Origin of the sequence: Corynebacterium sp. CCUG 69979 (genome assembly GCF_024454095.1) — a bacterium.
GTDB lineage: Bacteria > Actinomycetota > Actinomycetes > Mycobacteriales > Mycobacteriaceae > Corynebacterium > Corynebacterium genitalium.
In genome coordinates, this window is the sequence record NZ_JAGPZA010000007.1 from 22,660 (window position 1) to 44,824 (window position 22,165).

The 22,165-nt window shown below is 62.4% G+C and carries 18 protein-coding genes and 1 pseudogene; 13 read left to right on the forward strand and 6 right to left on the reverse strand.

The features are described from left to right. Positions 1 to 33 precede the first annotated feature (33 nt). The 4 genes from KBX18_RS05640 to KBX18_RS05655 are packed head-to-tail and all read left to right on the forward strand — an operon-like array spanning position 34 to position 3,769. Positions 34 to 546 (forward strand): mismatch-specific DNA-glycosylase, encoded by a 513-nt coding sequence (locus tag KBX18_RS05640; protein ID WP_005290455.1) that lies wholly within the window; start codon positions 34 to 36, stop codon positions 544 to 546. Positions 547 to 592: 46 nt separating this feature from the next. Continuing rightward, entirely contained in the window at positions 593 to 1,588 is a 996-nt protein-coding gene (locus tag KBX18_RS05645) for a bile acid:sodium symporter family protein (RefSeq protein ID WP_050748818.1), read from the forward strand. 49 nt (positions 1,589 to 1,637) lie between these two features. Next, positions 1,638 to 3,137, forward strand: a complete 1,500-nt coding sequence (gene gatB / locus KBX18_RS05650) for an Asp-tRNA(Asn)/Glu-tRNA(Gln) amidotransferase subunit GatB (RefSeq protein WP_255995170.1) — start codon at positions 1,638 to 1,640, stop codon at positions 3,135 to 3,137. Positions 3,138 to 3,139: 2 nt separating this feature from the next. Continuing rightward, complete coding sequence (locus tag KBX18_RS05655; protein WP_005290449.1) at positions 3,140 to 3,769, forward strand: DUF6226 family protein; 630 nt, start codon at positions 3,140 to 3,142, stop codon at positions 3,767 to 3,769. A gap of 42 nt (positions 3,770 to 3,811) precedes the next feature. Here the strand turns inward: KBX18_RS05655 and KBX18_RS05660 are convergent, their stop codons facing one another. Continuing rightward, positions 3,812 to 5,215, reverse strand: a complete 1,404-nt coding sequence (locus KBX18_RS05660; RefSeq protein WP_005290447.1) for a hypothetical protein — start codon at positions 5,213 to 5,215, stop codon at positions 3,812 to 3,814. Between the two features lie 69 nt (positions 5,216 to 5,284). On the opposite strand from KBX18_RS05660, the gene mgrA reads away from it, so the two are divergent. Both mgrA and KBX18_RS05670 read left to right on the forward strand, forming a co-directional pair. After that, positions 5,285 to 6,352 carry an L-glyceraldehyde 3-phosphate reductase gene (gene mgrA / locus KBX18_RS05665; protein WP_005290445.1) on the forward strand — a complete coding sequence of 356 codons (1,068 nt, stop codon included), beginning with the start codon at positions 5,285 to 5,287 and terminating at the stop codon, positions 6,350 to 6,352. 41 nt (positions 6,353 to 6,393) lie between these two features. Then, positions 6,394 to 7,221 carry a DoxX family protein gene (locus KBX18_RS05670; RefSeq protein WP_255995171.1) on the forward strand — a complete coding sequence of 276 codons (828 nt, stop codon included), beginning with the start codon at positions 6,394 to 6,396 and terminating at the stop codon, positions 7,219 to 7,221. 264 nt (positions 7,222 to 7,485) lie between these two features. Here the strand turns inward: KBX18_RS05670 and KBX18_RS05675 are convergent. The 4 genes and pseudogenes from KBX18_RS05675 to KBX18_RS05690 form a co-directional block, all read right to left on the reverse strand. Beyond that, positions 7,486 to 8,328 (reverse strand): annotated as a pseudogene (locus tag KBX18_RS05675) (glycosyltransferase 87 family protein); the annotation flags it as partial. A 1-nt stretch (position 8,329) separates the two neighbouring features. Next, entirely contained in the window at positions 8,330 to 10,183 is a 1,854-nt protein-coding gene (ilvD, locus tag KBX18_RS05680) for a dihydroxy-acid dehydratase (RefSeq protein WP_005290441.1), read from the reverse strand. A 12-nt stretch (positions 10,184 to 10,195) separates the two neighbouring features. Next, positions 10,196 to 10,681, reverse strand: coding sequence for a PH domain-containing protein (locus KBX18_RS05685; RefSeq protein WP_255995172.1), 486 nt, complete (start codon positions 10,679 to 10,681; stop codon positions 10,196 to 10,198). A gap of 64 nt (positions 10,682 to 10,745) precedes the next feature. After that, positions 10,746 to 12,224, reverse strand: coding sequence for a mechanosensitive ion channel family protein (locus tag KBX18_RS05690; RefSeq protein WP_005290437.1), 1,479 nt, complete (start codon positions 12,222 to 12,224; stop codon positions 10,746 to 10,748). A 254-nt stretch (positions 12,225 to 12,478) separates the two neighbouring features. Here KBX18_RS05690 and KBX18_RS05695 point away from each other — a divergent pair, with 254 nt between their 5' ends. From KBX18_RS05695 to ilvC, 3 genes are all read left to right on the forward strand, one after another. Then, on the forward strand, positions 12,479 to 14,272 hold the full coding sequence (locus tag KBX18_RS05695; RefSeq protein WP_370687226.1) for an acetolactate synthase large subunit: 1,794 nt from the start codon (positions 12,479 to 12,481) through the stop codon (positions 14,270 to 14,272). 2 nt (positions 14,273 to 14,274) lie between these two features. Beyond that, entirely contained in the window at positions 14,275 to 14,802 is a 528-nt protein-coding gene (gene ilvN, locus KBX18_RS05700) for an acetolactate synthase small subunit (protein ID WP_005290434.1), read from the forward strand. Positions 14,803 to 14,863: 61 nt separating this feature from the next. Further along, positions 14,864 to 15,880, forward strand: coding sequence for a ketol-acid reductoisomerase (ilvC, locus tag KBX18_RS05705; RefSeq protein WP_005290432.1), 1,017 nt, complete (start codon positions 14,864 to 14,866; stop codon positions 15,878 to 15,880). Positions 15,881 to 16,009: 129 nt separating this feature from the next. Here ilvC and KBX18_RS05710 read toward each other — a convergent pair whose 3' ends face one another. Continuing rightward, entirely contained in the window at positions 16,010 to 16,609 is a 600-nt protein-coding gene (locus tag KBX18_RS05710) for a hypothetical protein (RefSeq protein WP_255995174.1), read from the reverse strand. A gap of 272 nt (positions 16,610 to 16,881) precedes the next feature. Here KBX18_RS05710 and KBX18_RS05715 point away from each other — a divergent pair, with 272 nt between their 5' ends. Genes KBX18_RS05715 through serA form a run of 4 tightly spaced genes read left to right on the forward strand, consistent with a single transcriptional unit; the run spans position 16,882 to position 22,048 of the window. Beyond that, complete coding sequence (locus tag KBX18_RS05715; RefSeq protein WP_005290428.1) at positions 16,882 to 17,745, forward strand: cation diffusion facilitator family transporter; 864 nt, start codon at positions 16,882 to 16,884, stop codon at positions 17,743 to 17,745. Positions 17,746 to 17,760: 15 nt separating this feature from the next. Beyond that, complete coding sequence (locus KBX18_RS05720) at positions 17,761 to 19,509, forward strand: DUF262 domain-containing protein (RefSeq protein WP_005290426.1); 1,749 nt, start codon at positions 17,761 to 17,763, stop codon at positions 19,507 to 19,509. Further along, positions 19,506 to 20,423 (forward strand): hypothetical protein, encoded by a 918-nt coding sequence (locus tag KBX18_RS05725; protein WP_005290424.1) that lies wholly within the window; start codon positions 19,506 to 19,508, stop codon positions 20,421 to 20,423. Before KBX18_RS05720 ends, KBX18_RS05725 begins: the two co-directional genes overlap by 4 nt. 41 nt (positions 20,424 to 20,464) lie before the next feature. Next, positions 20,465 to 22,048: a phosphoglycerate dehydrogenase gene (gene serA / locus KBX18_RS05730; RefSeq protein ID WP_255995175.1), complete on the forward strand. Its 1,584-nt coding sequence runs from the start codon at positions 20,465 to 20,467 to the stop codon at positions 22,046 to 22,048. The last annotated feature ends 117 nt before the right edge of the window (positions 22,049 to 22,165 follow it).

Sequence of the window (22,165 nt, forward strand, 5' to 3'; positions counted from 1 at the left end):
AAATAACGGAATGCCGCACTAAGGTCGGAAAACATGCATGACCGGATTCCCAATCCTTGCCGTCTGCTCATCGTGGGCATCAATCCCGGAACGCTGTCCGAGGAAGTGGACGCGCCGTTCGCACACCCGGGCAACCGCTTCTGGCCTGCGCTCGACAAAGCGGGCATCACCCCGTACCGGGTGTACGCCAGCGAGGGGTTGTCGGAACAGGACGCAAAGATGCTCGCAGAGCGGGGGATCGGCTTCACCAACCTCGTTGCCCGTATGACACCGAAAGCGTCCGACCTGGCCACAGAAGAGTTGGTGGAGGGAGGGGAGAGGCTTGAGGCTGTCGTCGATAAGCATCGCCCTGGCGCCGTGATGTTCGCGGGCATCGGTGCGTACCGCGGCGCATTCGGGAGGAGGAAAGCGCAGCGCGGGTTGCAAAGCGGGATGATCGCGGGCGTGCCCGTGTGGGTGGTGGGGAATCCGAGCGGGCTGAACGCGCATGAGACCGTCGAATCGCTTGCGGCGAGCTACCGCGAGGTGTGGGAGGCAACGGCTTGACCCCCTGTTGCAGGAATCCCGCTATATGGACGCTATAGTCCACAGTATGGAATCTATGAATCTTGCCCAGAGCCGGCGCGCGGAAGAGCGCTCGGCGTTCGTCGCCACCCTCGGCTTCCCGTTGCTGGTGATCGCCGGCGGCGTGATCGGCTTCGCCGCGCCCGGGGTCGTTGAACCGATTTCCGGGTGGACGACGTGGCTGCTCGGCGTGGTCATGTTCGGCATGGGTCTGACGCTGACGGGCAACGACTTCGTGTTCGTGGCCAAGAAGCCTCTGCCGGTCGTGATCGGCGTGGTGGCGCAGTTCGTGATCATGCCGCTTGCTGCTGTCGCGCTGACGTGGGCGCTGCGCCTGCCGCCGGAGATCGCCGCGGGCGTGATCCTGGTCGGCTGCGCGCCGGGCGGAACCTCGTCGAATGTGGTCTCCTACCTGGCGCGCGGCGATGTCGCGTTGTCGGTGACCATGACATCGGTGTCGACGCTGCTCGCGCCGATCTTCACGCCGCTGCTCACCCTGTGGTTGGCGGGCGAGCACATGGATGTCAGCGCTGGGCCGATGGCGTGGTCGATCGTGAAGATGGTCATCCTGCCGGTCGGTCTCGGCCTGCTCGTCCGTTTGCTGGCACCGCGATTTGTCGCGGCGGTCTTGCCGGCGCTGCCGTGGGTCTCCGTGTTGGCGATCGCGGCGATCGTGGCCATCGTCGTGGCGGGCTCCCGCGACAAGCTCGCGCAGGCGGGGCTCATCGTGCTTCTCGCCGTCGTGCTGCACAACGGTCTCGGCTACATCCTCGGCTATGTCACCGGCAAGGTGACGGGCCAGCCGGAGGCATCCTCGCGCACGATGGCCGTGGAGGTCGGCATGCAGAATTCGGGTATGGCGGCCACCCTCGCCGCGGCGTATCTCAGCCCGCTGGCCGCGCTGCCGGGCGCGGTGTTCTCCGTGTGGCACAACATTTCCGGCGCGATCCTGGCGCTGCTTTTCCGCGCAAAGGACAAAAAGGAGCAGTCCGGGCAGCCAGACAAGGCGCAGGTGGAAGCGTAAGAGGAGCTATCGTCTCGGCGAAGGGCTAAGGGCACTACACTTGGCAACCATGACTGCGTACGACCTGATGGATTACAGCGACGTCCTGGAAAAGTACGACCCAGTGATGGGTCTCGAGGTGCACGTGGAGCTGTCCACGGAGACCAAGATGTTCTCCACCTCCTCGGCCCACTTCGGTGCGGAGCCGAATACCAATATCGACCCGGTGTCGCTCGGTCTGCCGGGCGCTCTGCCGGTGGTCAACGCCAAGGGCGTGGAATGGGCCATCAAGATCGGTCTGGCGCTCAATTGCAAGATCGCCGAGTCGTCCCGCTTCGCGCGCAAGAATTACTTCTACCCGGACCAGCCGAAGAACTACCAGATCTCGCAGTACGACGAACCGATCGCGTACGACGGCTACCTCGACGTCGTGCTCGACGACGGCACCGAGTGGCGCGTCGAGATCGAGCGCGCCCACATGGAGGAGGACACCGGCAAGCTGACCCACCTGGGTTCCGCGTCGGGCCGCATCTCCGGCGCGACGGCGTCTTTGGTGGACTGCAACCGCGCGGGCATCCCGCTGATCGAGATCGTGACCAAGCCGATCGTCGGCGCCGGGGAGCGCGCTCCAGAGGTCGCCCGTGCGTACGTCGGTGCGCTGCGCGAGCTGGTCAAGGCGCTCGGCGTGTCCGACGCGCGCATGGACCAGGGCTCGATGCGCTGCGATGCGAACGTCTCCCTGCGCCCCAAGGGCCAGGAGGAATTCGGCACCCGCACCGAGACGAAGAATATTAACTCGCTCAAGTCCGTCGAGCAGGCGGTGCGCTACGAGATGCAGCGCCACGCAGGTGTGCTCGAAGCCGGCGGAGAGATTGTCCAGGAGACCCGCCACTACCAGGAGACTGACGGCTCCACCTCCAAGGGCCGCCCGAAGGAGGAGGCGAGCGAGTACCGCTACTTCAACGACCCGGATCTGCCGCCGGTGATTGCGAAGCCGGAGTGGGTCGAGGAGATCCGGGCGACTCTGCCGGAGCTGCCGTGGGTGCGCCGCGCGCGCATCCAGGAGGAGTGGCAGCTGCCGGAGAAGGAATTCCGCGACCTGGTCAATGCTGGCGCGCTCGATCTCATCGTCGACACCGTCGAGGCAGGTACGACGCCGGACGAAGCCCGCGCATGGTGGGTGTCCTACATCGCCGGTAAGGCCAACGAGGCTGGCCGCGACTTGGACTCCCTCGGTGTCGAGCCCGCCGATGTGGCTCGGGTGGTGCAGCTGGTGAAGGAAGGCAAGCTGACCACCAAGCTTGGCCGTCAAGCCATTGACGGTGTCATTGCGGGTGAAGGCCGCGTGGACGAAGTCGTCGATAAGCGCGGGCTCGAGGTCGTGCGTGACGACGGGGCGATCGAAGCCGCAGTCGACGAAGCTCTCGCAGCGAACCCGGACATCGTGGAAAAGTACAAGGCCGGCAACACGAAGGTCACCGGCGCCATTGTGGGTGCGGTCATGAAGGCCACCCAGGGCAAAGCAGACCCCAAGTCAATCAACGAGATCATTGCGAAGAAGCTCGCGTAGCCGTGGAACGCTACCAGCGTCCGTACATCGGGCCTGTCGAGATTCGCGATGAGTCAGGGCGCGTAATTCCCTACGGACGTAGGTGGGAGGGTTCGCCGCCGGATGAATCCTACGAGCTGCTGACGCATCCGGAACGGTTCGCTCCGCTGCACCCTGTCGCTGACGCTCTGGTGGATTACCTCATCGCTCAATACAACGTGGCGGTAGATCACTACCCCCTGCTGGATTCTCTTCATCAACAGCCAGCTCCCACCGTGGTGCGTGCCGTGCGTTTGACACCGTTGGCACCGCAGACCGCGCCGTTGACTTTCGTCTATTCCGGTCTACCGGGCATTCATCTTCACGCCGGCGCGGTTTCCTGCTGGCCTTTCCCGTCCTGCGGTTGCGACGCCTGCGACGAGGTGTGGGACGAGGCAGCTGATCAGCTCGAGGAGATCGTACGAGACGTGGTCAGCGGGCGCTTTGCCGAGCGTTTACGACACCAGGGATCGTCATGGTGGATGGAAAGCACTAACGTCTTTTCTGACGGCGACAGCTGGGCAAGCACCCAGGTCAACCGCGAGACGCTCGCAGATGTGCAGCGCCGTATGGCAGGTGTGCCCGAGAAGTGGCGCCCCTGGCCGCGGCTGTAACTTCGGTGGCACCCAGGGTAAGGCCGACTAAACGTCGACCTCCTACCTCGTGTCGGGTTTGACCGCGGGGAACTCGCCGGTCTTGTACATCTCTTCGTAGGACTTCCAGTGAATTTCATCGCCCGGGGTCTCGGGCGCGCCGTCGTAGGCATCCGATTCCGGGTCGAGAGCGGGGACGTCGGCTAGTGCGAAGTCGCTGGAGTCATCCGCGTCGAGATCAGCTGCGACCTCTTCCTGCACGGACTGCCACAATTCTTGGTCGCCGACATGGGAGTCGGATGCCAGTTCTTCGACCTCGGCCCGTTCCTCGTGCGTGAGGTCGTCCGAGTCCGGGTCGAGCTGTGTTTCCGCTAGCTCGGCGAGGCGCTCGCGGCGCCCAGCCTCATCCTTAATGTTCTGGCGGTCGCGGAACCACGCCACACCCATGATGATCGCCAGGATGAGACCGAGGTACCCCAGGACTGGGTAGACCCATCCGACCAGGTCCGCGAAGCCGATGAAGGACAGGGCGAAACCGATGAGCACGACGATGAAGTAGTAGGGGCGGAACTTCGCCGGTTTGTCGTGGCTGAGGCGACGGCCGAGCGCGTAGAAAAGACCGACGGCAGTGTTGTAAATCATCAGGTAGATGACCACGGAGACCACGGTGCCAACAGTTGGGTGCATGGAGTCGAAGACCTTTAGCAGCGGCAGGTCCGCATCCATGACGTGCTCCATGTTGAAGAAGAGCACGAACACCAAGATCATCAGCAACACAGCGAACATGATTCCGCCGAGCAGGCCGCCCTTGCCGGCCTGCGCCGGGTTGAGGTGGGAACCGGCGAACACCAGCATCATGGAGGCGTCCATGATGAGCACCAGCGTGGCGTAGTTGAGTGCGGTGACAAGCCAGTTACCGAAGGTTCCCGAAGCGTGCTGGTTCTGCTGCGCGAGCTCGTTGATGCTGCTGAGGTTGTCCGGCATGTTCATCACGGTGATCACGAACGCGCCGAGGAGACAGATGATCAGCAGCGGGGTGATGAAGGAGATCACGTTGGTGAGCTTGTCGATGTCCAACAGGCCCGACAGCAAGAGCAAAACCACCATGATCGCGGAACCGACCCAGGTGGGGAAGCCGAACTGCTGCTCCATGTTCGAGCCGGCACCGGCCACCATGACGAAACCGATGCAGAACAAGGTGAACATTGTGGTGATGTCCATGTAGCGCGCCACCCATGGGCGCGAGACGCTGCGGAAGACCGCACTGTGGTCCTCCGCTAGGTAGTAGGACCCGAGCTGGTAGATCCAGGCACTGAAGACGGCGATGGTCACACCGGCTACGGCGGCACCCACGATGCCCCAGTAGCCGAAAGAGAGGAAGTACTGGATGACTTCTTGTCCGGAGGCGAAGCCGGCTCCGACAGTCAGACCGACAAGGGCGAGCGCCATTTTGAATGATTTCTGCATGAAAAGCCTTATTTTGAGGGAGAATTCGAGCGGTCCGAGAGTACCAGATGTCTGGCACAATTGGTGAGCATGAGTTCTTACACAGCAGACCCTGACCGCTATGCCCGCGGAGGCGAGAACTGGTTCAGGCGGTGCGGCAACTCTGGGTTGAAACTGCCGCCTGTGTCGCTGGGGTTCTGGCACAACTTCGGCGATGACAAACCGCTAGAGACGCAGCGTGCCATTATGCGCCGCGCGTTCGACCGCGGTGTGACCCACTTCGATCTGGCCAACAACTACGGTCCGCCGAACGGCTCCGCAGAGATCAACGCCGGCAGGATCCTCCGTGAGGATTTCAGCAGTCACCGCGATGAGTTGATCATCTCGTCGAAAGCTGGCTGGAACATGTGGGACGGTCCCTATGGATTCGGCGGGTCCCGCAAGTACCTCATGTCGTCGCTGGATCAGTCGCTTGAGCGTCTCGGGCTGGATTACGTGGACATCTTCTACCACCACCGCCCGGACCCGGACACGCCGCTGGAGGAGACAATGTACGCGCTGCGCGATATCGTCGCGTCTGGAAAAGCGTTGTACGTCGGCATTTCGTCCTACGGCCCTGAGCTGACAGAGGAAGCCGCTGAGTTGATGGCGGGGGAGGGGTGCCCGCTGCTTATCCATCAGCCGAGCTACAGCATCTTCAACCGCTGGGTGGAGGATGGTTTGCTCGACACGGCCGCCGAGAATGGTTTGGGCGTGATCGCGTTCTCGCCGCTGGCGCAGGGTCTACTCACCGACCGCTACCTCGACGGGATCCCGAAAGATTCCCGAGCGGCTGCGGGCAAATCCATTCGCGATGGAATGCTTTCCGAGTCCAACCTCGAGGCGGTGCGCAAGCTCAACGCTATCGCTGAGAAGCGCGGCCAGACGCTGGCACAAATGGCTATTGCTTGGGTTCTGCGCGACGAAGGCGAACGCAGCGTGACCAGTACGCTCATCGGCGCATCCAGTGTTGCGCAGCTCGACGACAACCTCGACGCGGTGAATAATCTCGCGTTCAGCGATGAGGAGCTTTCGCTTATCGACGGCATCTCCGCGACCGTCGACGGTACTTCCATCAACATCTGGGGTGGCGCTACAGCTTCGCGCACACGCGGTTAGCTTCGCGGGTTTGGGCCCAGTGCTGGCCTAGATTGAAGTGCATGACTGATTCAGGCAGCACCTCCTACCGCAAGAACCTCGAGCCCGTGAACGAGCTGGATGACTTCGGTGACGTTCCCGAGGCTCCCTCTGTGTATGACCGGACGGGCAAGGCCGCGCCCACTGAGGTGTTTCCGTCGGCACCCACGCCGCAGCCGGAAACTGAAGTGGGCGAGCCAGTGGCAGAGCCTCCTGCTGTGGAGGAGTCTGTCAGCACTGGTACCCGCGAGCCGTTGGCTCAGCCGGTCGACGTTGAAGTCAACGGCCCCGCGGCTCCGGTCGGCACGGTGCCTGCAGCTCCAGCGGTTGTAGAACCCGCGGCTGAAGCACCTGTCGGACGCGGAACGATCGATGTCGGTGTGCTGATTCTCCGTCTCGTCCTCGGTGCACTATTGATCATCTCGGGCGTGGAGACCTTCTTCCAGCTGGGCGGCAACCCAGGTCTGCCGGGGCTAGAGGAGCAGTTCGCCGGGTACAGCTATCCGGGCATCCTCGCCATCGCCTTGCCAACGCTGCAGTTGGCGGCGGGCGTGTTCCTGGTACTCGGTCTGCTCACCCCAGTCGCCGCGATGCTTGCCATCGCTGCCACTGGTTTTGAATCCCTCCACCTGATCACGGCGTCGGAGAACGGTGCGAACGCGTTCACCTGGAACCCTGCTGTGTGGCTAGCGATTGGCCTTCTGGGCATGGCTGCGTCCGTCCAGTTCACCGGACCGGGCCTTTTCAGCGTCGACTTCGGCCGCAGCTGGGCACGCCGCCCCATGACCAGTTCCTGGATCTGCGCCGCCTTCGGCGTCGCTGCGGCGTTCCTTATGTGGTGGTTCCTGTAGCGCTACCGCCAAGTAGCAGATGAAGACCGTCAACCCCATCAACCCGATGATGTTGGTGTTGAGCCACAGCGGCCACGCCCACACCTGCGCCTCGCTCTCGTCAATAATCGTGTAGCTCGGCGAGATCAGCGCACCTGCTGCAACCGCGAGTAAGACGCGCATGTTCTTCTCCCGGGCAGCGAAGATGAGCGGGAGGATGAGAATGACGCCCACCCAGTGGTGCGAAACCGCGATCGGTGCGCCCAGCGAAATGCCCAGCACCACGACTAGGAGCGCTTCGACACTGCGGCCGCGCTGCTCGAGGCGGTACGCAATGAAGATCGACAGCAAGGCGAATGTCAGCAGAATGAAAGGCGCGAGCGACTCGACGGTCCCTTCGCTGAGTAAACCGCGCGAGAGCATGCCGCCGACACCCTGGTTGGGCGGGTAGAACACGTCGCCGCCACGATCGGTGGCGAAAAACTGCTCCGTCCAGAAGTAGATGGACTCCTTCGGCCGTAGAGCGAACCCGATCAGCGCCGTGAGAGCGAAGAACCCGGCGGAGCGCGCCACAGACCACCAGTCTTTGCGCACCAGAAAAATGACACCGTACGCGGCCGGGGTGAGCTTGATCCCGGCTGCGATGCCCACGCCAATGCCGCGAATCTTCTTCGGGGTGTACCCGAGCACATCCGCTGCCACCAGCAGGATCAAGAACACATTGATCTGGCCGTAGTAGAGGTTCATGTACACGGTGTCCAGCAGCGTGGACAACCCCGTCAGCCCGATCGCCCACATCCACCATCGCTCCAGTCCGAGGCGGTGGCAGGCCATCCCGATGACGGCGAAGATGGCCAGAATGATCGCGGTGTTCCAGGCAATGTCCATCGCTACTTCGGGCAGCCAGGTCAGCGGCACGAACAGCAACGCGGCAAACGGCGGGTAGATGAAGGCGAAGCCCGAGCGGGTGGGAAAACCGTCGTAAAGCGGATCGCCGTTGACTAACGCATTGCCGGCGTCGCGGAACACACCGACGTCGAGAAGCGTCTCGTTCGCCGCCAGGTAAAAGCTGTGCCCGAGGTTGATTGCGCCGATGAGCGCGCCGAGCAGGACGAAAACTACAGGCATGCTAATCGACGCGCCGAACAGCGCCCTTGTCTGCAGACGTGGCCATCTTGCTGTACGCCCGCAGCGCCTTCGTCACGTGCCGGGTGCGAGTAGGTGTCCACGGGTTCTCCGAAGCCTCCATGGCCTGGCGGCGGCGATCCAGCTCATCCTCGTCAACATCGAGAGTCAGCTTGCGGTCACGCACAGAGATGGAAATCTGGTCACCGTTTTCAATCAAGCCGATCAATCCGCCGTGCGCGGCCTCGGGGGAGATGTGGCCGATGGACAACCCCGACGTGCCGCCGGAGAAGCGGCCGTCGGTGATCAGCGCGCACTTCTTGCCCAAGCCAGCGCCCTTGAGGAAGGACGTCGGGTGGAGCATTTCCTGCATGCCGGGGCCACCCGCCGGACCCTCGTAGCGGATCACCACGACTTCACCCGGCTGAACCTCGCGGGACAGGATCATTGAGACGGCCTGTTCCTGCGAGTCAACGACACGGGCGGGGCCGGAGAACTCCCAGAGTTCCTCCTCCACGCCAGCGGTCTTCAAAACCGCCCCGTCCTCCGCGAGATTGCCGCGCAGGACCACCAGTCCGCCATCAGCGCTGAAGGGGTGGTCGAAGTCGTGGATGACGCCATTGACCGAGTCGGTGTCCAGTTCGTCCCAGCGGTTGGACTGGGAGAACGCTTCGGTGGAGCGCACACCGCCGGGGGCAGCGAGGAAGAGTTCCTTAGCTTCGTCGGTCGCTTTGCCGCCGCGGATATCCCAGTCGTCGAGCCAGTCCTGCAGGTTCTCATAAACGACAGAGCGAACGTCGGTGTGCAATTTGCCGGCGCGGTTGAGCTCACCCAAGATGGCGGGGATGCCGCCTGCACGGTGGACATCTTCCATGTGTGCGGTGCCGTTCGGGGCGACCTTCGAGATGCAGGGAATCTCGTGCGACAACTCGTCGATGTCCTTGAGGTCGAAGTTGACCTCGCCCTCCTGAGCAGCGGCCAAGGTGTGCAGGATGGTGTTGGAGGAGCCACCCATAGCCATGTCCAGTGCCATGGCGTTGCGGAAAGCATCGCGGTTAGCAATGCTGCGCGGCAGCACCGACTCATCGCCCTCGCCGTAGTACTGACGGGTGATGTCCATGATCGTGCGGCCGGCGCGTTCGAAGAGCTGGCGGCGGGCAGTGTGCGTGGCCAAGGTGCTGCCGTTGCCCGGCAGGGACAGGCCGAGAGCCTCGGTCAGGCAGTTCATCGAGTTCGCGGTGAACATGCCCGAACAAGAACCGCAGGTGGGACAAGCGGACTCCACGATGCGGTCCAAGTCCTCATCGGAGATGTCGTCGTTCGCCGAATAGGAGATCGCGTCAACAAGGTTGGTCTTCTTGCCGGACTGCGCCACGCCGTCAATGACGACAGCCTTACCGGCCTCCATCGGGCCGCCGGAGACGAACACGGCGGGTATGTTCAAACGCATGGCGGCGTTGAGCATGCCTGGGGTGATCTTGTCGCAGTTGGAAATGCACACCATCGCATCGACAGTGTGGGCGTTGACCATGTACTCCACGGAGTCGGAGATGATCTCGCGGCTGGGCAGAGAGTAGAGCATGCCGCCGTGGCCCATGGCAATCCCGTCGTCCACCGCGATGGTGTTGAATTCCTTGGGCACACCGCCAGCTTCACGCACGGCCTCCGCGACGATGTCGCCGACGTTCTTCAGGTGCACATGCCCGGGCACAAACTGGGTATAAGAGTTCACAATGGCCACGATGGGGCGGCCGAACTCGTTGTCCTTCGTGCCTGTGGCCTTCCACAGAGCACGGGCACCGGCGGCCTGACGGCCAGCGGTGGTGACCCGAGAACGAAGGGGGATCGCGTGAGACACGTGCTTGCTCCTTTAGCTGTCGTGTGCGTTGTCTCGGCGCTCGTATTCCTCTTTCGAGATGAGCATCGAGTTGCCTTCCTGGTCTGTAACTTCGACCATCCCGTCTGCGGCTTCAGCGGCTTCGGTGATCACGTCGGTGATCCGTCCGCCGGAGGCCTCTGACAGTGCGGGCAGTGAGTTGAACGTTACTCCTGGCATGGCGTACTGGCTGCCGTCGGCCACAGTTGCTTTCGCACCGGCACCTTCGAAACTGACACCCTCCAAATCGTCCCAGTCGATGGAGACGTTCTTCCTGAATAGGTACGTCAACTCCAGCCCGTGGTCACTGACATGAGTCTTGGCGGTGAACACCCACGCCAAGAACAGAATGGGGAAGATGAGCAGCCAGCCCAGGTACTGCGGTGCCCAAGAAATGCCGATGAGAGCGATACCCATGATGAGCCCGACCGCGAGCACGTGGGTGCGTTCGGGTGTGAAGGTGCGGCCTTCGGAAGTCATGGGAGACATGCTATCGAATGCCCCGGACACTCTCTAAAACACAGCCAAGTACCGGTAGGGTCAGCTAGTTTTGCGTCTGCTCGGTCTGCTCTGCCTCTTGCGGAGCGCCCGTCGGCTGGGACGGGGCTTCGCTGGGCTGCTGCTGAGTGGGCTGCTGCGCGGGTGTCGTGGCCGGCTGTTGCTCCGGCTGTTGCTGGTTCTGCCGTTGTTGCTGCTGCTCCGACGTCGGCGCCTGGGTCTGCTCGGTTGCCGGTGTCTGCTCCGTAGTCGGCGGCTGCTTCGTTTCAGTCGGCGTTGTTGATTCTTCCGGCACAGTTGATGTCGGGTTCACCCGTGGCGGGGCGAGAACACCGGATCGCGCTTCGCTATCTTCGGCAGCGGACATGGTCAACCCGCGGAAGATGAGCAGCACGATGAAGGCTGTGATGAGCGCTCCGGTGGACGCGCGGACGCGTCCGCCGAGTGTGCCAAGCGCGTGCCTGCGTTGAGTCTGATCTTGGGCAGCTGGGTCGTTGTCTGCCTCCGGAATCTCCGTGTCACCGGCGGTGATGCCGGTTCGGTTCGCGGGGATCACTGTCGTGTGAGCCTCTTCAGCGCCTTCGAGGCCCCAGTCCGAGGCGTAGCGTTTCGACGCGAATGCGGGTGCGAAGGCGGACGTCTTTGGGTTGTCAGGGTCATCCGTGGTCTCGCCGCTGACGGGGGTAGCTGAACCGTACTCATCGAAGAACTCTTCGAGAACATAGACGTTGATGGCTCGCTCGATGGGGAACTGGTCGCCAGGGGAGCAGCGGATCATATACCGGATGTCCAGTGTCCACGGCATTCCCACAGTCGTGGGAGCGTTCAAGTTCAAACCCGGTTGGGAGAGCAGTTCGCCCCGGATGAGCGGTTCGATCTCCGGGTCGGCGATGGCGCGGCGGGCGGCGCTGTCGGCGCGTGCGATGACTTCCTCGGTGTCGCGCGAACCCAGCAGCGGGACCGGGACGACGACTAGCGCCCGCGACCAGTGGTTGGAATTGTTAATGCACACCTGGGCGGCGGAGTTCGGGATGGTCACCGTGTACTCCTCCAGCGTGCGCACCTGCGTGGAGCGCATGGTGATCTGGATGACGGTGCCCGTGAGATCCACGCCGTTGCCCTGGAAGGTGACGAGGTCGCCCACGCCGTACTGTTTCTCGGACAGGATGAAGAACCCTGCGACGAAGTCGGCGATGATCTGCTGCGAGCCGAAACCGACAGCGGCGGAGATCACGGTGGCGGGGATGGCAGCGCCGGCGAGCGAGAACCCGATCTGCTGCAAGAGGAAAACCAGGATGAGGAAGTAGGCGATGATCTGGATGATGTAAATGCCTACTCCGGCAATTGCCAGCGAGGACTTGCCCTCGTCTTCGTCCTGGGAAGCTTGGATCCGCTTCTCGACGATCCGGTTTGCCAAACGCCCTGCACGCGGCACGAGCATCGCGAGGATGATCAGGAGCGCAAGGTTGATGCCTGTGTCGGCGATCCAGCTCCACACCTGGTTGAAAATTAGTTGAAACGGCATAGCAGTTTTAACCCTATCCCGTTATTGCCTATAGAGACCTGGGAGATGTGTATGATCTAGGCATGTTCACATTCGACCTAGTGGTAGTACCAGCGCGGCGCTCGGCCTACGCGTGAAGTACGTCACTGCCTGAGGTCGGAAACGACAAGCGCCCCCGCTAATCTAAAGCGGGGGTTTTGTTCTGGTAGACACCGCACAACTCATAAAGGAGTTCGAGAAAAGTGGCAGCGTCACAAAGCAAACAGTCGGAGAGGATGACGGGAGCGGAAGCGATCGTCCGCAGTCTCGAAGAGCTCGGCACTGAAGTCATCTTCGGTATCCCGGGCGGAGCAGTGCTGCCGCTGTACGAGGCTTTGTTCTCCGCTGAGAAACTGCGCCACGTTTTGGTGCGGCACGAACAGGGCGCGGGTCACGCCGCAGAAGGTTACGCCTGGGCATCCGGCAAGGTCGGTGTGTGCCTGGCCACGTCAGGACCGGGTGCCACCAACCTCGTCACCGCGCTGGCGGACGCGTACCTGGACTCCGTGCCGCTTGTCGCCATCACCGGTCAGGTCGGTTCCTCGCTGTTGGGCACCGACGCCTTCCAGGAGGCGGACATCCGCGGGATCACCATGCCGATCACCAAGCACAACATCATGGTGAGCCACCCGGACGAGATCCCGGGTGCGCTCGCCGAAGCGTTCCACCTCGCCAGCACCGGCCGCCCGGGCCCGGTCCTGGTCGACTTTCCGAAGGACGTGCAGAACGCGGAGCTCGACTTTGCCTGGCCCCCGGCTGTGGACCTGCCGGGCTACAAGCCCACGACAAAGCCGCACTCGCGCCAGATCACCCAGGCGGCGAAGCTGATCGCCGAGGCGAAGAAGCCGGTGATCTATGCCGGCGGCGGCATCATCAAGGCGGGCGCACACAAGGAGCTGCGCGAATTCGCCGAACTGACCGGCGTCCCGGTTGTCACCACGCTCATGGCTCTCGGGGCTTTCCCGTCCCACCATGAGCTGTTCATGGGAATGCCGGGCATGCACGGCACCGTTCCGGCGGTAGCCGCGCTGCAGAAGGCTGACCTGCTCATCACTATCGGCGCGCGTTTCGACGACCGTGTGACCGGCGACCCGGACCGCTTCGCTCCCGACGCGCAGGTCATCCACGCCGATGTGGACCCGGCCGAAATCGGCAAAATCCGGGCTGTGGACGTGCCTATCGTGGGCGATGCCCGCCAGGTGCTCTCCGAGTTCACGGATGTCTTCAAGAAATCGAAGAAGATTTCCGCTCCGAAGATCGACGAGTGGAAGGGTTACCTGGGCGACATGAAGCAGCGCTTCCCGCGCGGATACGACCCGCAGTCGGACGGGTCTCTGTCCCCGCAGTACGTCATTGAGACTTTGTCCAAGGAAGTCGGGCCCGAAGCCATCTACGTTGCTGGTGTGGGCCAGCACCAGATGTGGGCTGCCCAGTTCATCGACTTCGAGCACCCGCGGACCTGGCTCAACTCCGGTGGCCTGGGCACCATGGGCTTTTCTGTTCCGGCAGCGCTCGGTGCGAAAGCCGCGTGCCCGGACAAGGAAGTCTGGGCGATCGACGGTGACGGTTGTTTCCAGATGACCAACCAGGAGATCACCACTGCGGCGGTGGAGGGCTTCCCGTTCAAGGTCGCCCTGATCAACAACGGCAACCTGGGCATGGTCCGTCAGTGGCAAACGCTGTTCTACGAGGGCCACTACTCCCACACGAAGCTGCACCAGGACACCACGTACGTGCCGGATTTCCTGGGTCTCGCGTCTGCGCTCGGTGCTGAAGCGATCCGTGTGATCACGGAGGATGAGGTGCTGCCCGCGATCCAGCGCGCCCGCGAGATCAATGACCGTCCGGTGGTCATCGACTTTGTGGTGGGCGAGGACGCTCAGGTGTGGCCGATGATTTCCGCCGGTAGCTCGAACTCTGAGATCCAGTACGCGCGTGATCTGCGCCCGCTTTTCGACGAAGAAATCTCCGCCGGTGAATCACCCGCCGACATCCACGAAACCGTGCAAGAAGTGAACGAGGAGAACTAGCAATGACTACCAACGATCTTTATGACGATGTGACCCGCAGCGTCCTGTCTGTGCTGGTTCAGGATGTCGACGGAATCATCACCCGCGTCACCGCCATGTTCACCCGCCGCGGCTTCAACCTGGTCTCCTTGGCCACAGCCAAGACGGAGACTGAGGGGATCAACCGCATCACGGTGGTTGTGGACGCCTCCGAACATGCCGTGGAGCAGATCACGAAGCAGCTGCACAAGCTGATCCACGTGATCAAGGTGATCCGCCTGGAAGAGGACAAGTTCATCGCGCGCTCCCTGATGCTGGTGAAGGTCAACGCGAACAACAGCAACCGACCGCAGGTTGTCGATGCCGCAAATATTTTCCGCGCCCGCGTGGTGGATGTGTCGCCGGATTCGGTGGTCATCGAGGCGACCGGTACGTCGAGCAAGCTGAAGGCTCTGCTTGAGGTGCTCGAGCCCTTCGGTATCCGCGAACTGGTTCAGTCTGGACGTGTTGCGCTCAACCGCGGCGCGAAGACGCTGGCACCCTCTAAGTAAATTTGAAACGCCCCTCCCGTATAGTGGGATAGGCACATATCCCGACGAAAGGTTTCTCACCATGGCTATTGAGGTCTTCTACGACGACGATGCCGATCTGTCCATCATCCAGGGTCGCAAGGTCGCCATCATCGGCTACGGCTCCCAGGGTCACGCGCACGCTCAGAACCTGCGCGAGTCTGGTGTCGAGGTCGTCATCGGTCTGCGCGACGGCTCCAAGTCCGCTGATAAGGCAAAGGAAGCTGGTTTCGAGGTCAAGTCCAACGCGGACGCAGCTGCTTGGGCTGACGTCATCATGCTGCTGGCCCCTGACACCTCCCAGGCTGAGATCTTCAAAAACGACATTGAGCCGAACCTCAATGAGGGTGACGCTTTGTTCTTCGGCCATGGCTTGAACATTCACTTCAAACTCATCGAGCCGGCAGAGAACATCACCATCGGCATGGTCGCGCCGAAGGGCCCGGGTCACCTGGTCCGCCGCACCTTCGTCGACGGCAAGGGCGTGCCCTGCCTGATCGCCGTCGAGCAGGACCCGAACGGCAACGGCCGTGAGCTTGCCCTGTCGTACGCAGCCGCGATTGGTGGCGCACGTGCGGGCGTCATCCCGACCACCTTCGAGGCTGAGACCGTCACCGACCTCTTCGGCGAGCAGGCTGTGCTGTGTGGTGGCCTGGAGGAGCTGATCATGAACGGCTTCGACGTCCTGACCGAGGCTGGCTACGAGCCGGAGATGGCGTACTTCGAGTGCCTGCACGAACTGAAGCTGATCGTTGATCTGATCTACGAAGGCGGCATCGGAAACATGAACTACTCCGTTTCGGACACTGCCGAGTTCGGCGGCTACCTCTCCGGCCCGCGCGTCGTGGACGAGGGGGCTAAGGACCGTATGCGTGAGGTGCTCAAGGACATCCAGTCCGGCGAATTCACCCGCCGCCTTGTCGCCAACGTCGACGGCGGCAATAAGGAGCTCGAGGGCCTGCGCGACCAGATCGCACAGCACCCGATCGAGACGACCGGCGCTAAGCTGCGCGACATGATGAGCTGGGTCAAGAACCCCCTGACAGACACGGCGCAGTAAATCGCTTCTCGACGACAATGAGCTCCCCGGTAGGGGAGCTCATATTTGTTTGTCAGTTTTCTTTGGGTTTCAGATACGACAACGCCCCGCTCCCCAACGACAGGGGAGCGGGGCAGAAGCCTTTCGCGCTTAGTTGGTGGCGTTCTCTACGGCGTCACCGGCAGCGTCCTCAGCCTCATCAGCAGCGTCGCCTGCGGTGTCGGCAGCGTCACCAGCGGCATCGCCAGCGCTATCAGCAGCGTCGCCTGCGGCGTCACCAGCATCGCCGGCAGCGTCCTCAGCACCCTCAGCCGGGCTAGCCTCGCCAGCCGGAGCCTCGGTGGTGGTCTCGTCGACGGTGGTGGTGCCAGCGGTGGTGGTGGACGGGTCAGCGTCGCCCTCGTCGCCGTTGCCGGAAACCAGAGCGTAGATCAGCCAGCCGAGCAGCAGCAGGGCGAGCAGACCCAGCAGCCACTTCCACCAGTTGCCGCCGCCGTTCTCGGTCTCCTGAGCGGCGGTGGAGCCACCGGTCGTGGTCGCCGGACGGTTTGCCGCAGCGGTGGTCTCGGTGCGGGCGGTGTTCTCCTCGTCCGGGACGATGCGGGACTCGCTGACGCGGGTTTCGTCGATCGGCTCGCCGCGGCCGATGCGGTCCTCAGCGTTACCGATGCGCTCGGTCGGCAGGTTGTTCGCGTCGTGCGGCAGCTTGTTCGGGTCGTTCGGGTTCAGGTTCGGGTTCTTGGAGGTCATCTCGACACCTTTCTAAATAACGCATCTCGTAACTTACAAGTAACCAAGGTAACAACTTTTCCGGTGACGTGACGGGAAGGGGTGAAACAAGTTGGGGATGGGTCACCTAGATTCATGAGTTTACTCCCAGGTGAGGCACAGTTTTCGTCGATTTCCAGTTTTCAATAGAGTTTGAATAAGAGCCAAAATGTCATAAAGTGGTGACCGTGAGGGAACACAAGCACGACCATGGACACCATGGGCATGGTCACCAGCACCATGATTCCGCGCCCATGTGGGCGCTTGCGGTCGCGCTTGGGATCACCGCGATTGTGTTCCTCGCGGAACTTGCCGGCGGCTGGCTGTCCGGGTCCATGGCGTTGCTCGCAGACGCGATGCACATGCTGTCGGATGCCACCGGTCTCATCATCGCACTCATCGCAGTGCTGATTGGCCGGCGGAAAGTCTCCGCGTACGCGACCTTCGGATACCGCCGGGTGGAGGTGCTCGCGGCGGCACTGAACGCCGTCACCGTTGTGGTCATCTCCATCGGGATCGTTGTGGGGGCGGTGCGCCGTCTGGGCAGTGGGGAAGAGGTGCACACGGCCACCATGATCACAGTGGCATTCGTGGGTCTGGTGGCCAACATCCTTTCGGCGGCAGTGCTCTATTCCCAGCGGAAGCACTCCATCAACGTGGAGGGTGCGTTCCTTCACGTGATGGTGGACTTGCTCGGATCAGTCGCGGTCATCGTGGCGGGTCTGGTCATTGCCTTCACGGGGTTTCAAGCTGCAGATGTCATTGCGTCCCTTTTGATTGCAGGGATGGTGCTCCCGCGGGCGTGGGAGCTGCTCAAGACGTCGATAAGCGTGCTGCTGGAACGAGTGCCAGCGCACATTGACCCTGCTGAAGTCGAGGCCGCACTGTTGTCGATTGACCATGTGGAGGGCATTCATGACCTGCACCTGTGGTCAATGAGTGGGAACAACGTGCTGTGCACTGTTCACCTCATCACACGCGGCGATCAGGGGGTGCTGCTTGACCGTGCGCAGGCGCGTCTGCGCGAATTCGGGATCGACCACGCCACCATTCAGCTTGAGGGGCCTGAGCACTCAGCTCACGAGGTATTCTGCGCCCCTCATGAACACGCGCAGTGATCTAGAGTTGTGGTCATGGGGTTTACCACGCCGAGCTACTCCTTGACCGACCTGTTTGCGCGCATTGATCGTGGCGAACTGCAGATTCCTGACTTTCAGCACACATATCTGTGGGATGTGGATCGCACGCGCACCTTGATTTCCTCTGTGCTGCGCGGATACCCGGTGGGCACCTTGCTGGCGTTGGATACCCGCAATGAGCCGATGCGCTTCAAACCGCGCACGCTTCCTGGGGCGCCGGAGACAGACAACGAGCCGGGGCTTCTGCTTCTCGACGGCCAACAGCGCCTCGCCTCTCTCTACCTTGCCCTGCAAGGTGACGGTCGTCTGGAGGTGCTGGATTTCCGTCAGCGCCGGATCCATCGCCGCTACTTCGTTGATGTGCGTGCGGCGGTACGGGCTGAGCCAATACCAGAGGAGGCCATTTTCGCCGTGGATGATGAGGGAGTGATTCGCTCCCACTTCGGTCCGGACATTCCCGGCGGCATCACTGACCGCCAGACGATGGTGGACAATTACGTCGTGCCGGTGTCGGCGCTGCTGTGGGAGGAGGGAAATGATCTCCTGTTCGATATGGCGGCCAATGCGGAGGATCCGTCGTTACGCGAAGATGTGAAAGCTTTCCACCGCAGCATTGTCCGTCCGCTGGCCGCTTACGACTTGCCGATGACCCGTCTTGAACGCGGCACATCCCAAATCGGTGTCGGGCAGATTTTCGCGCAGGCGAACTCCCAGGGCGTGTCGATGGACGTGTTCGAGCTGCTCACTGCAGTGTTCGCGCTGGAGAGCCCGGACTTCTCACTGGCAGCTCACTGGGAGGAGTGCGAGGGGGTGCTGCACCAATACCCAGCGCTGCGATCGGTGACGCGCGTGCGTTTCCTGCGCGGTGTTTCGCTGCTGGTATCCGGCATGAACGGTTTCGCGCGCGGTCACCGCGGTGACATTCTCAACCTGAAACTGGATGAGTACCTGTGGGCCTCCCGCGATCTGCTCGCCGCGTTCGAGCGCGCTGCGCAGTTCCTTTCGGACCGTTGCATCTTCAGCGTCGACCAAGTGCCCTATAACGGCCAATTGGTGCCGCTGGCTGTGATTCTCGCGCGCCTGTCCTACGAAGACGGTTGCCTGGACAATCCGGCGACGTGGGACCGCATTAACCAGTGGTACTGGAGCGGGGTGTTCGGAGAACTGTACGGAGCGCACTCGCCGTCGATACGCGCGGGCTCGGACGTGGACCAGGTCACCCCATGGGCGAAGGGCGAGACCGAGGTTGTGCCCAAGACGGTTCAGGATGCAGAGTTCGTCGAATCCCGTCTCATCACCGCTGACGAAGACTCGGGCGTCTACCGCGGTCTTTTCTCACTCCTCATGGCGCGCGGTGCGAGGGACTGGCGCACGGGCAAGCTTTTCGACGGAACCACCGTCGCCGAACTTCAACCTGGCTTCTACCAAGTTTTCCCGCCCGGTTTCTGCCGCGTGCACAATGTCGATCCGCAATTGGCGGCCTCCGTGCTCAACCGCACACCGCTGGGTAAGCGGACAGAAAGCGTCATGGAGGGCAATGACCCGAAGCGTTACCTGTCCCGGCTACAGTCCAAAGCCATCATGGAAGATGACGAATTTGATGCGCTGCTAGCCACCCACGAGATTGAGCCGGAGTACCTGCTCACGTCGAACTGGCAGGCGTTTTTCGCGGACCGCCACGAGCGGTTCCTGGGCATGATCGAGTACGCCATGAACAAGCCGGCGCAGCGAGACCGCGTATGAAGCTACGTCGCAGCCTCGCTGTCTTCGGCTCGTGCATTGTGCTCGCCGGCTGCACATCCGAGAGTCCTGGCCCTGAGGCGGACACGTCCACCGCTGGCAGCACGAGCAGCACAAGCAACACGGCAAACAAGGACCCCGAACTCCAGGAAGCCCGCACTGTGAATTCTTCCCGCCACGTGGCGGAGCAATTTGAGGGCCATCCCGTCGTGCTCGACGATCCGCATGGGTTCGCAGCGACCGAATTGTTCTTCGAATCCTCCGAGATTCTGATTCTCTCGGACGGGGACATGCATTCGCAGCTGCGCGCGGCATCCGTGGCTGCGGTCGCACATGCCCCGATGGTCATTTACGACAGCGACCACCACAATCAGGTCATTCAGGAAATTGAGCGACTCGGCGCGCACACTATCTTCGCGGTGGGTTATGTTCCGGTGCTCAACTACACGGAGGATCTCGTGATCGTGCGTGACCCGGGCGGGCTGGAGGCGCTTGAGCAAGCGACGTCTTTAAAATTCACCGAACACGTCGTGGAATCGCCAGACGATGCCGCTGTGGCGGTGGCGGACCTCAACGCCTCTGAACCCACGTGGCTGCGCGCGGGATTCCCCGGGGAGCAGAAGGTTCCGGAGAACGCGGAAAGCGGGACGGTGCCTCTTCAGTCGCGGCTGGATGCAGAGATGGCGCCGCAGGTCATCGCACTGGACAGCGCTTCTGTTCCGGCGATCGCTACTGCCCGGGCCTACGGAGCAGCGGTGACCGTGGTGCCGGATCCGGATCCCCGGGCCGCACGGGAAACCCTGCTTGCCACAGCCGGTTTGGCGGACAAACCCTTAGTCGCCCTCGGGCGTGACTTTGGAACGGGAGAGGATCTGGCAGACCGCATCGCGGAAGCGGAAGCGGGGGCGCTAAACTAACCAGCGCTGCTGATATCCCGTTTCCAAGGAGAGTACCCACCGTGTCTAAGCCCGTCGTTCTCATCGCCGACAAGCTCGCCCAGTCCACTGTTGATGCCCTCGGAGACGCAGTAGAGGTGCGGTGGGTTGATGGCCCGAACCGTGCGGAACTGCTCGCAGCTGTGCCCGAGGCTGAGGCTCTTCTCGTGCGTTCTGCAACGACTGTGGACCGTGAGGTTCTCGAGGCTGCTCCGAACCTACGCATCGTGGGCCGCGCTGGTGTCGGCCTGGACAACGTCGACGTGCCGACGGCCACGGAGCGCGGCGTGATGGTCGTCAACGCACCGACCTCGAACATTCACTCTGCTTGCGAGCACGCAATCGCGTTGCTGCTGTCCACTGCCCGCCAGATCCCGGCGGCCGACAAGACCCTGCGCGACGGTGAGTGGAAACGTTCTTCCTTCAAGGGCGTGGAGATCTTCGGAAAGACCGTCGGCATCGTCGGCTTCGGCCACATCGGTCAGCTGTTCGCGCAGCGTCTGGCCGCCTTTGACACTGAGATCATTGCGTATGACCCGTACGCGAACCCGACGCGTGCCGCGCAGCTCGGTGTTGAGCTGGTCGAGTTGGATGAGCTGGTCTCCCGTGCAGACTTCGTGACCATTCACCTGCCCAAGACGAAGGAAACGCAGGGCATGTTCAATGCTGAGCTGCTGGCAAAGGCGAAGGAAGGCCAGATCATTGTCAACGCGGCCCGCGGCGGGCTTGTCGACGAGCACGCGCTTGCCGACGCGATCACAAACGGCCCGATTCGCGGTGCAGGTTTCGATGTCTATGCCAGCGAGCCGTGCACCGACTCCCCGCTGTTTGAGCTGGAGGAGGTCGTGGTGACCCCGCACCTGGGAGCGTCGACTGCGGAGGCACAGGACCGCGCTGGCACTGATGTCGCAGACTCTGTGCTCAAGGCTCTCGCGGGCGAATTCGTCCCGGACGCGGTCAACATCATTGGTGGCGCGGTGAACGAAGAAGTGGCTGTGTGGCTCGATCTGTCCCGCAAGCTCGGTCTGCTGGCTGGCAAGCTTCTCGACGACGCACCGGTCTCCCTCAAGGTCACCGCCCGCGGCGAGCTGTCCCACGAGGATCCGGCCACGTTGGCGCTGTCTGCCGAGCGCGGTCTGTTCTCCGGCATCGTTGAAGAGCCCGTGACCTTTGTCAACGCCCCGGCCATTGCGGAGGCCCGTGGCCTGAACGTCGAATCCGGTGTTGCTTCCGAATCCCGCGGCCACCGTTCCTCCCTGGAGGTTCAGCTCGTGTCCGCCTCCGGTGACACCGCCACCGTCGAAGGGGCGCTTACGGGTCTGGAGCACGTGGAAAAGATCGTCCGGATCAACGGCCGCGGTGTGGACATGCGCGCAGAGGGCCGCAACCTGTTCCTGTCCTACACCGACCAGCCGGGCGCCCTGGGCAAGGTCGGTTCCCAGCTGGGCCAGCACGACATCAACATTGAAGCTGCGGCGCTGACACAGTCCGTCAAGGGTGACGGTGCCTTCCTGATCCTGCGTGTGGAGTCCGAGGTGCCTGCTGATCTTGAAGCTTCCGTCGCGAAGTCCATCGAAGCGGACTGCTTCCAGCTGGTGCTCGACTAGCTCATGCGCGTATATATTCGTGGCTGATTAGGTCATCTCGCTCGACCGATATGCTCCAGCGAAAGAAACTTATCCCGGATGTGAATTAATCCGGGATTTTTTCTGCGCCCGTCTCCG

What these genes read in the sequence shown, in the direction of transcription:
- KBX18_RS05640 (WP_005290455.1), top strand. Translation starts at nt 34, where the DNA reads ATGCATGACCGGATTCCCAATCCTTGCCGTCTGCTCATCGTGGGCATC.
- KBX18_RS05645 (WP_050748818.1), top strand. Translation starts at nt 593, where the DNA reads ATGGAATCTATGAATCTTGCCCAGAGCCGGCGCGCGGAAGAGCGCTCG.
- gatB (WP_255995170.1), top strand. Translation starts at nt 1,638, where the DNA reads ATGACTGCGTACGACCTGATGGATTACAGCGACGTCCTGGAAAAGTAC.
- KBX18_RS05660 (WP_005290447.1), bottom strand. Translation starts at nt 5,215, where the DNA reads ATGCAGAAATCATTCAAAATGGCGCTCGCCCTTGTCGGTCTGACTGTC.
- mgrA (WP_005290445.1), top strand. Translation starts at nt 5,285, where the DNA reads ATGAGTTCTTACACAGCAGACCCTGACCGCTATGCCCGCGGAGGCGAG.
- KBX18_RS05670 (WP_255995171.1), top strand. Translation starts at nt 6,394, where the DNA reads ATGACTGATTCAGGCAGCACCTCCTACCGCAAGAACCTCGAGCCCGTG.
- KBX18_RS05685 (WP_255995172.1), bottom strand. Translation starts at nt 10,681, where the DNA reads ATGACTTCCGAAGGCCGCACCTTCACACCCGAACGCACCCACGTGCTC.
- KBX18_RS05690 (WP_005290437.1), bottom strand. Translation starts at nt 12,224, where the DNA reads ATGCCGTTTCAACTAATTTTCAACCAGGTGTGGAGCTGGATCGCCGAC.
- KBX18_RS05695 (WP_370687226.1), top strand. Translation starts at nt 12,479, where the DNA reads ATGACGGGAGCGGAAGCGATCGTCCGCAGTCTCGAAGAGCTCGGCACT.
- ilvN (WP_005290434.1), top strand. Translation starts at nt 14,275, where the DNA reads ATGACTACCAACGATCTTTATGACGATGTGACCCGCAGCGTCCTGTCT.
- ilvC (WP_005290432.1), top strand. Translation starts at nt 14,864, where the DNA reads ATGGCTATTGAGGTCTTCTACGACGACGATGCCGATCTGTCCATCATC.
- KBX18_RS05710 (WP_255995174.1), bottom strand. Translation starts at nt 16,609, where the DNA reads ATGACCTCCAAGAACCCGAACCTGAACCCGAACGACCCGAACAAGCTG.
- KBX18_RS05715 (WP_005290428.1), top strand. Translation starts at nt 16,882, where the DNA reads ATGTGGGCGCTTGCGGTCGCGCTTGGGATCACCGCGATTGTGTTCCTC.
- KBX18_RS05720 (WP_005290426.1), top strand. Translation starts at nt 17,761, where the DNA reads ATGGGGTTTACCACGCCGAGCTACTCCTTGACCGACCTGTTTGCGCGC.
- KBX18_RS05725 (WP_005290424.1), top strand. Translation starts at nt 19,506, where the DNA reads ATGAAGCTACGTCGCAGCCTCGCTGTCTTCGGCTCGTGCATTGTGCTC.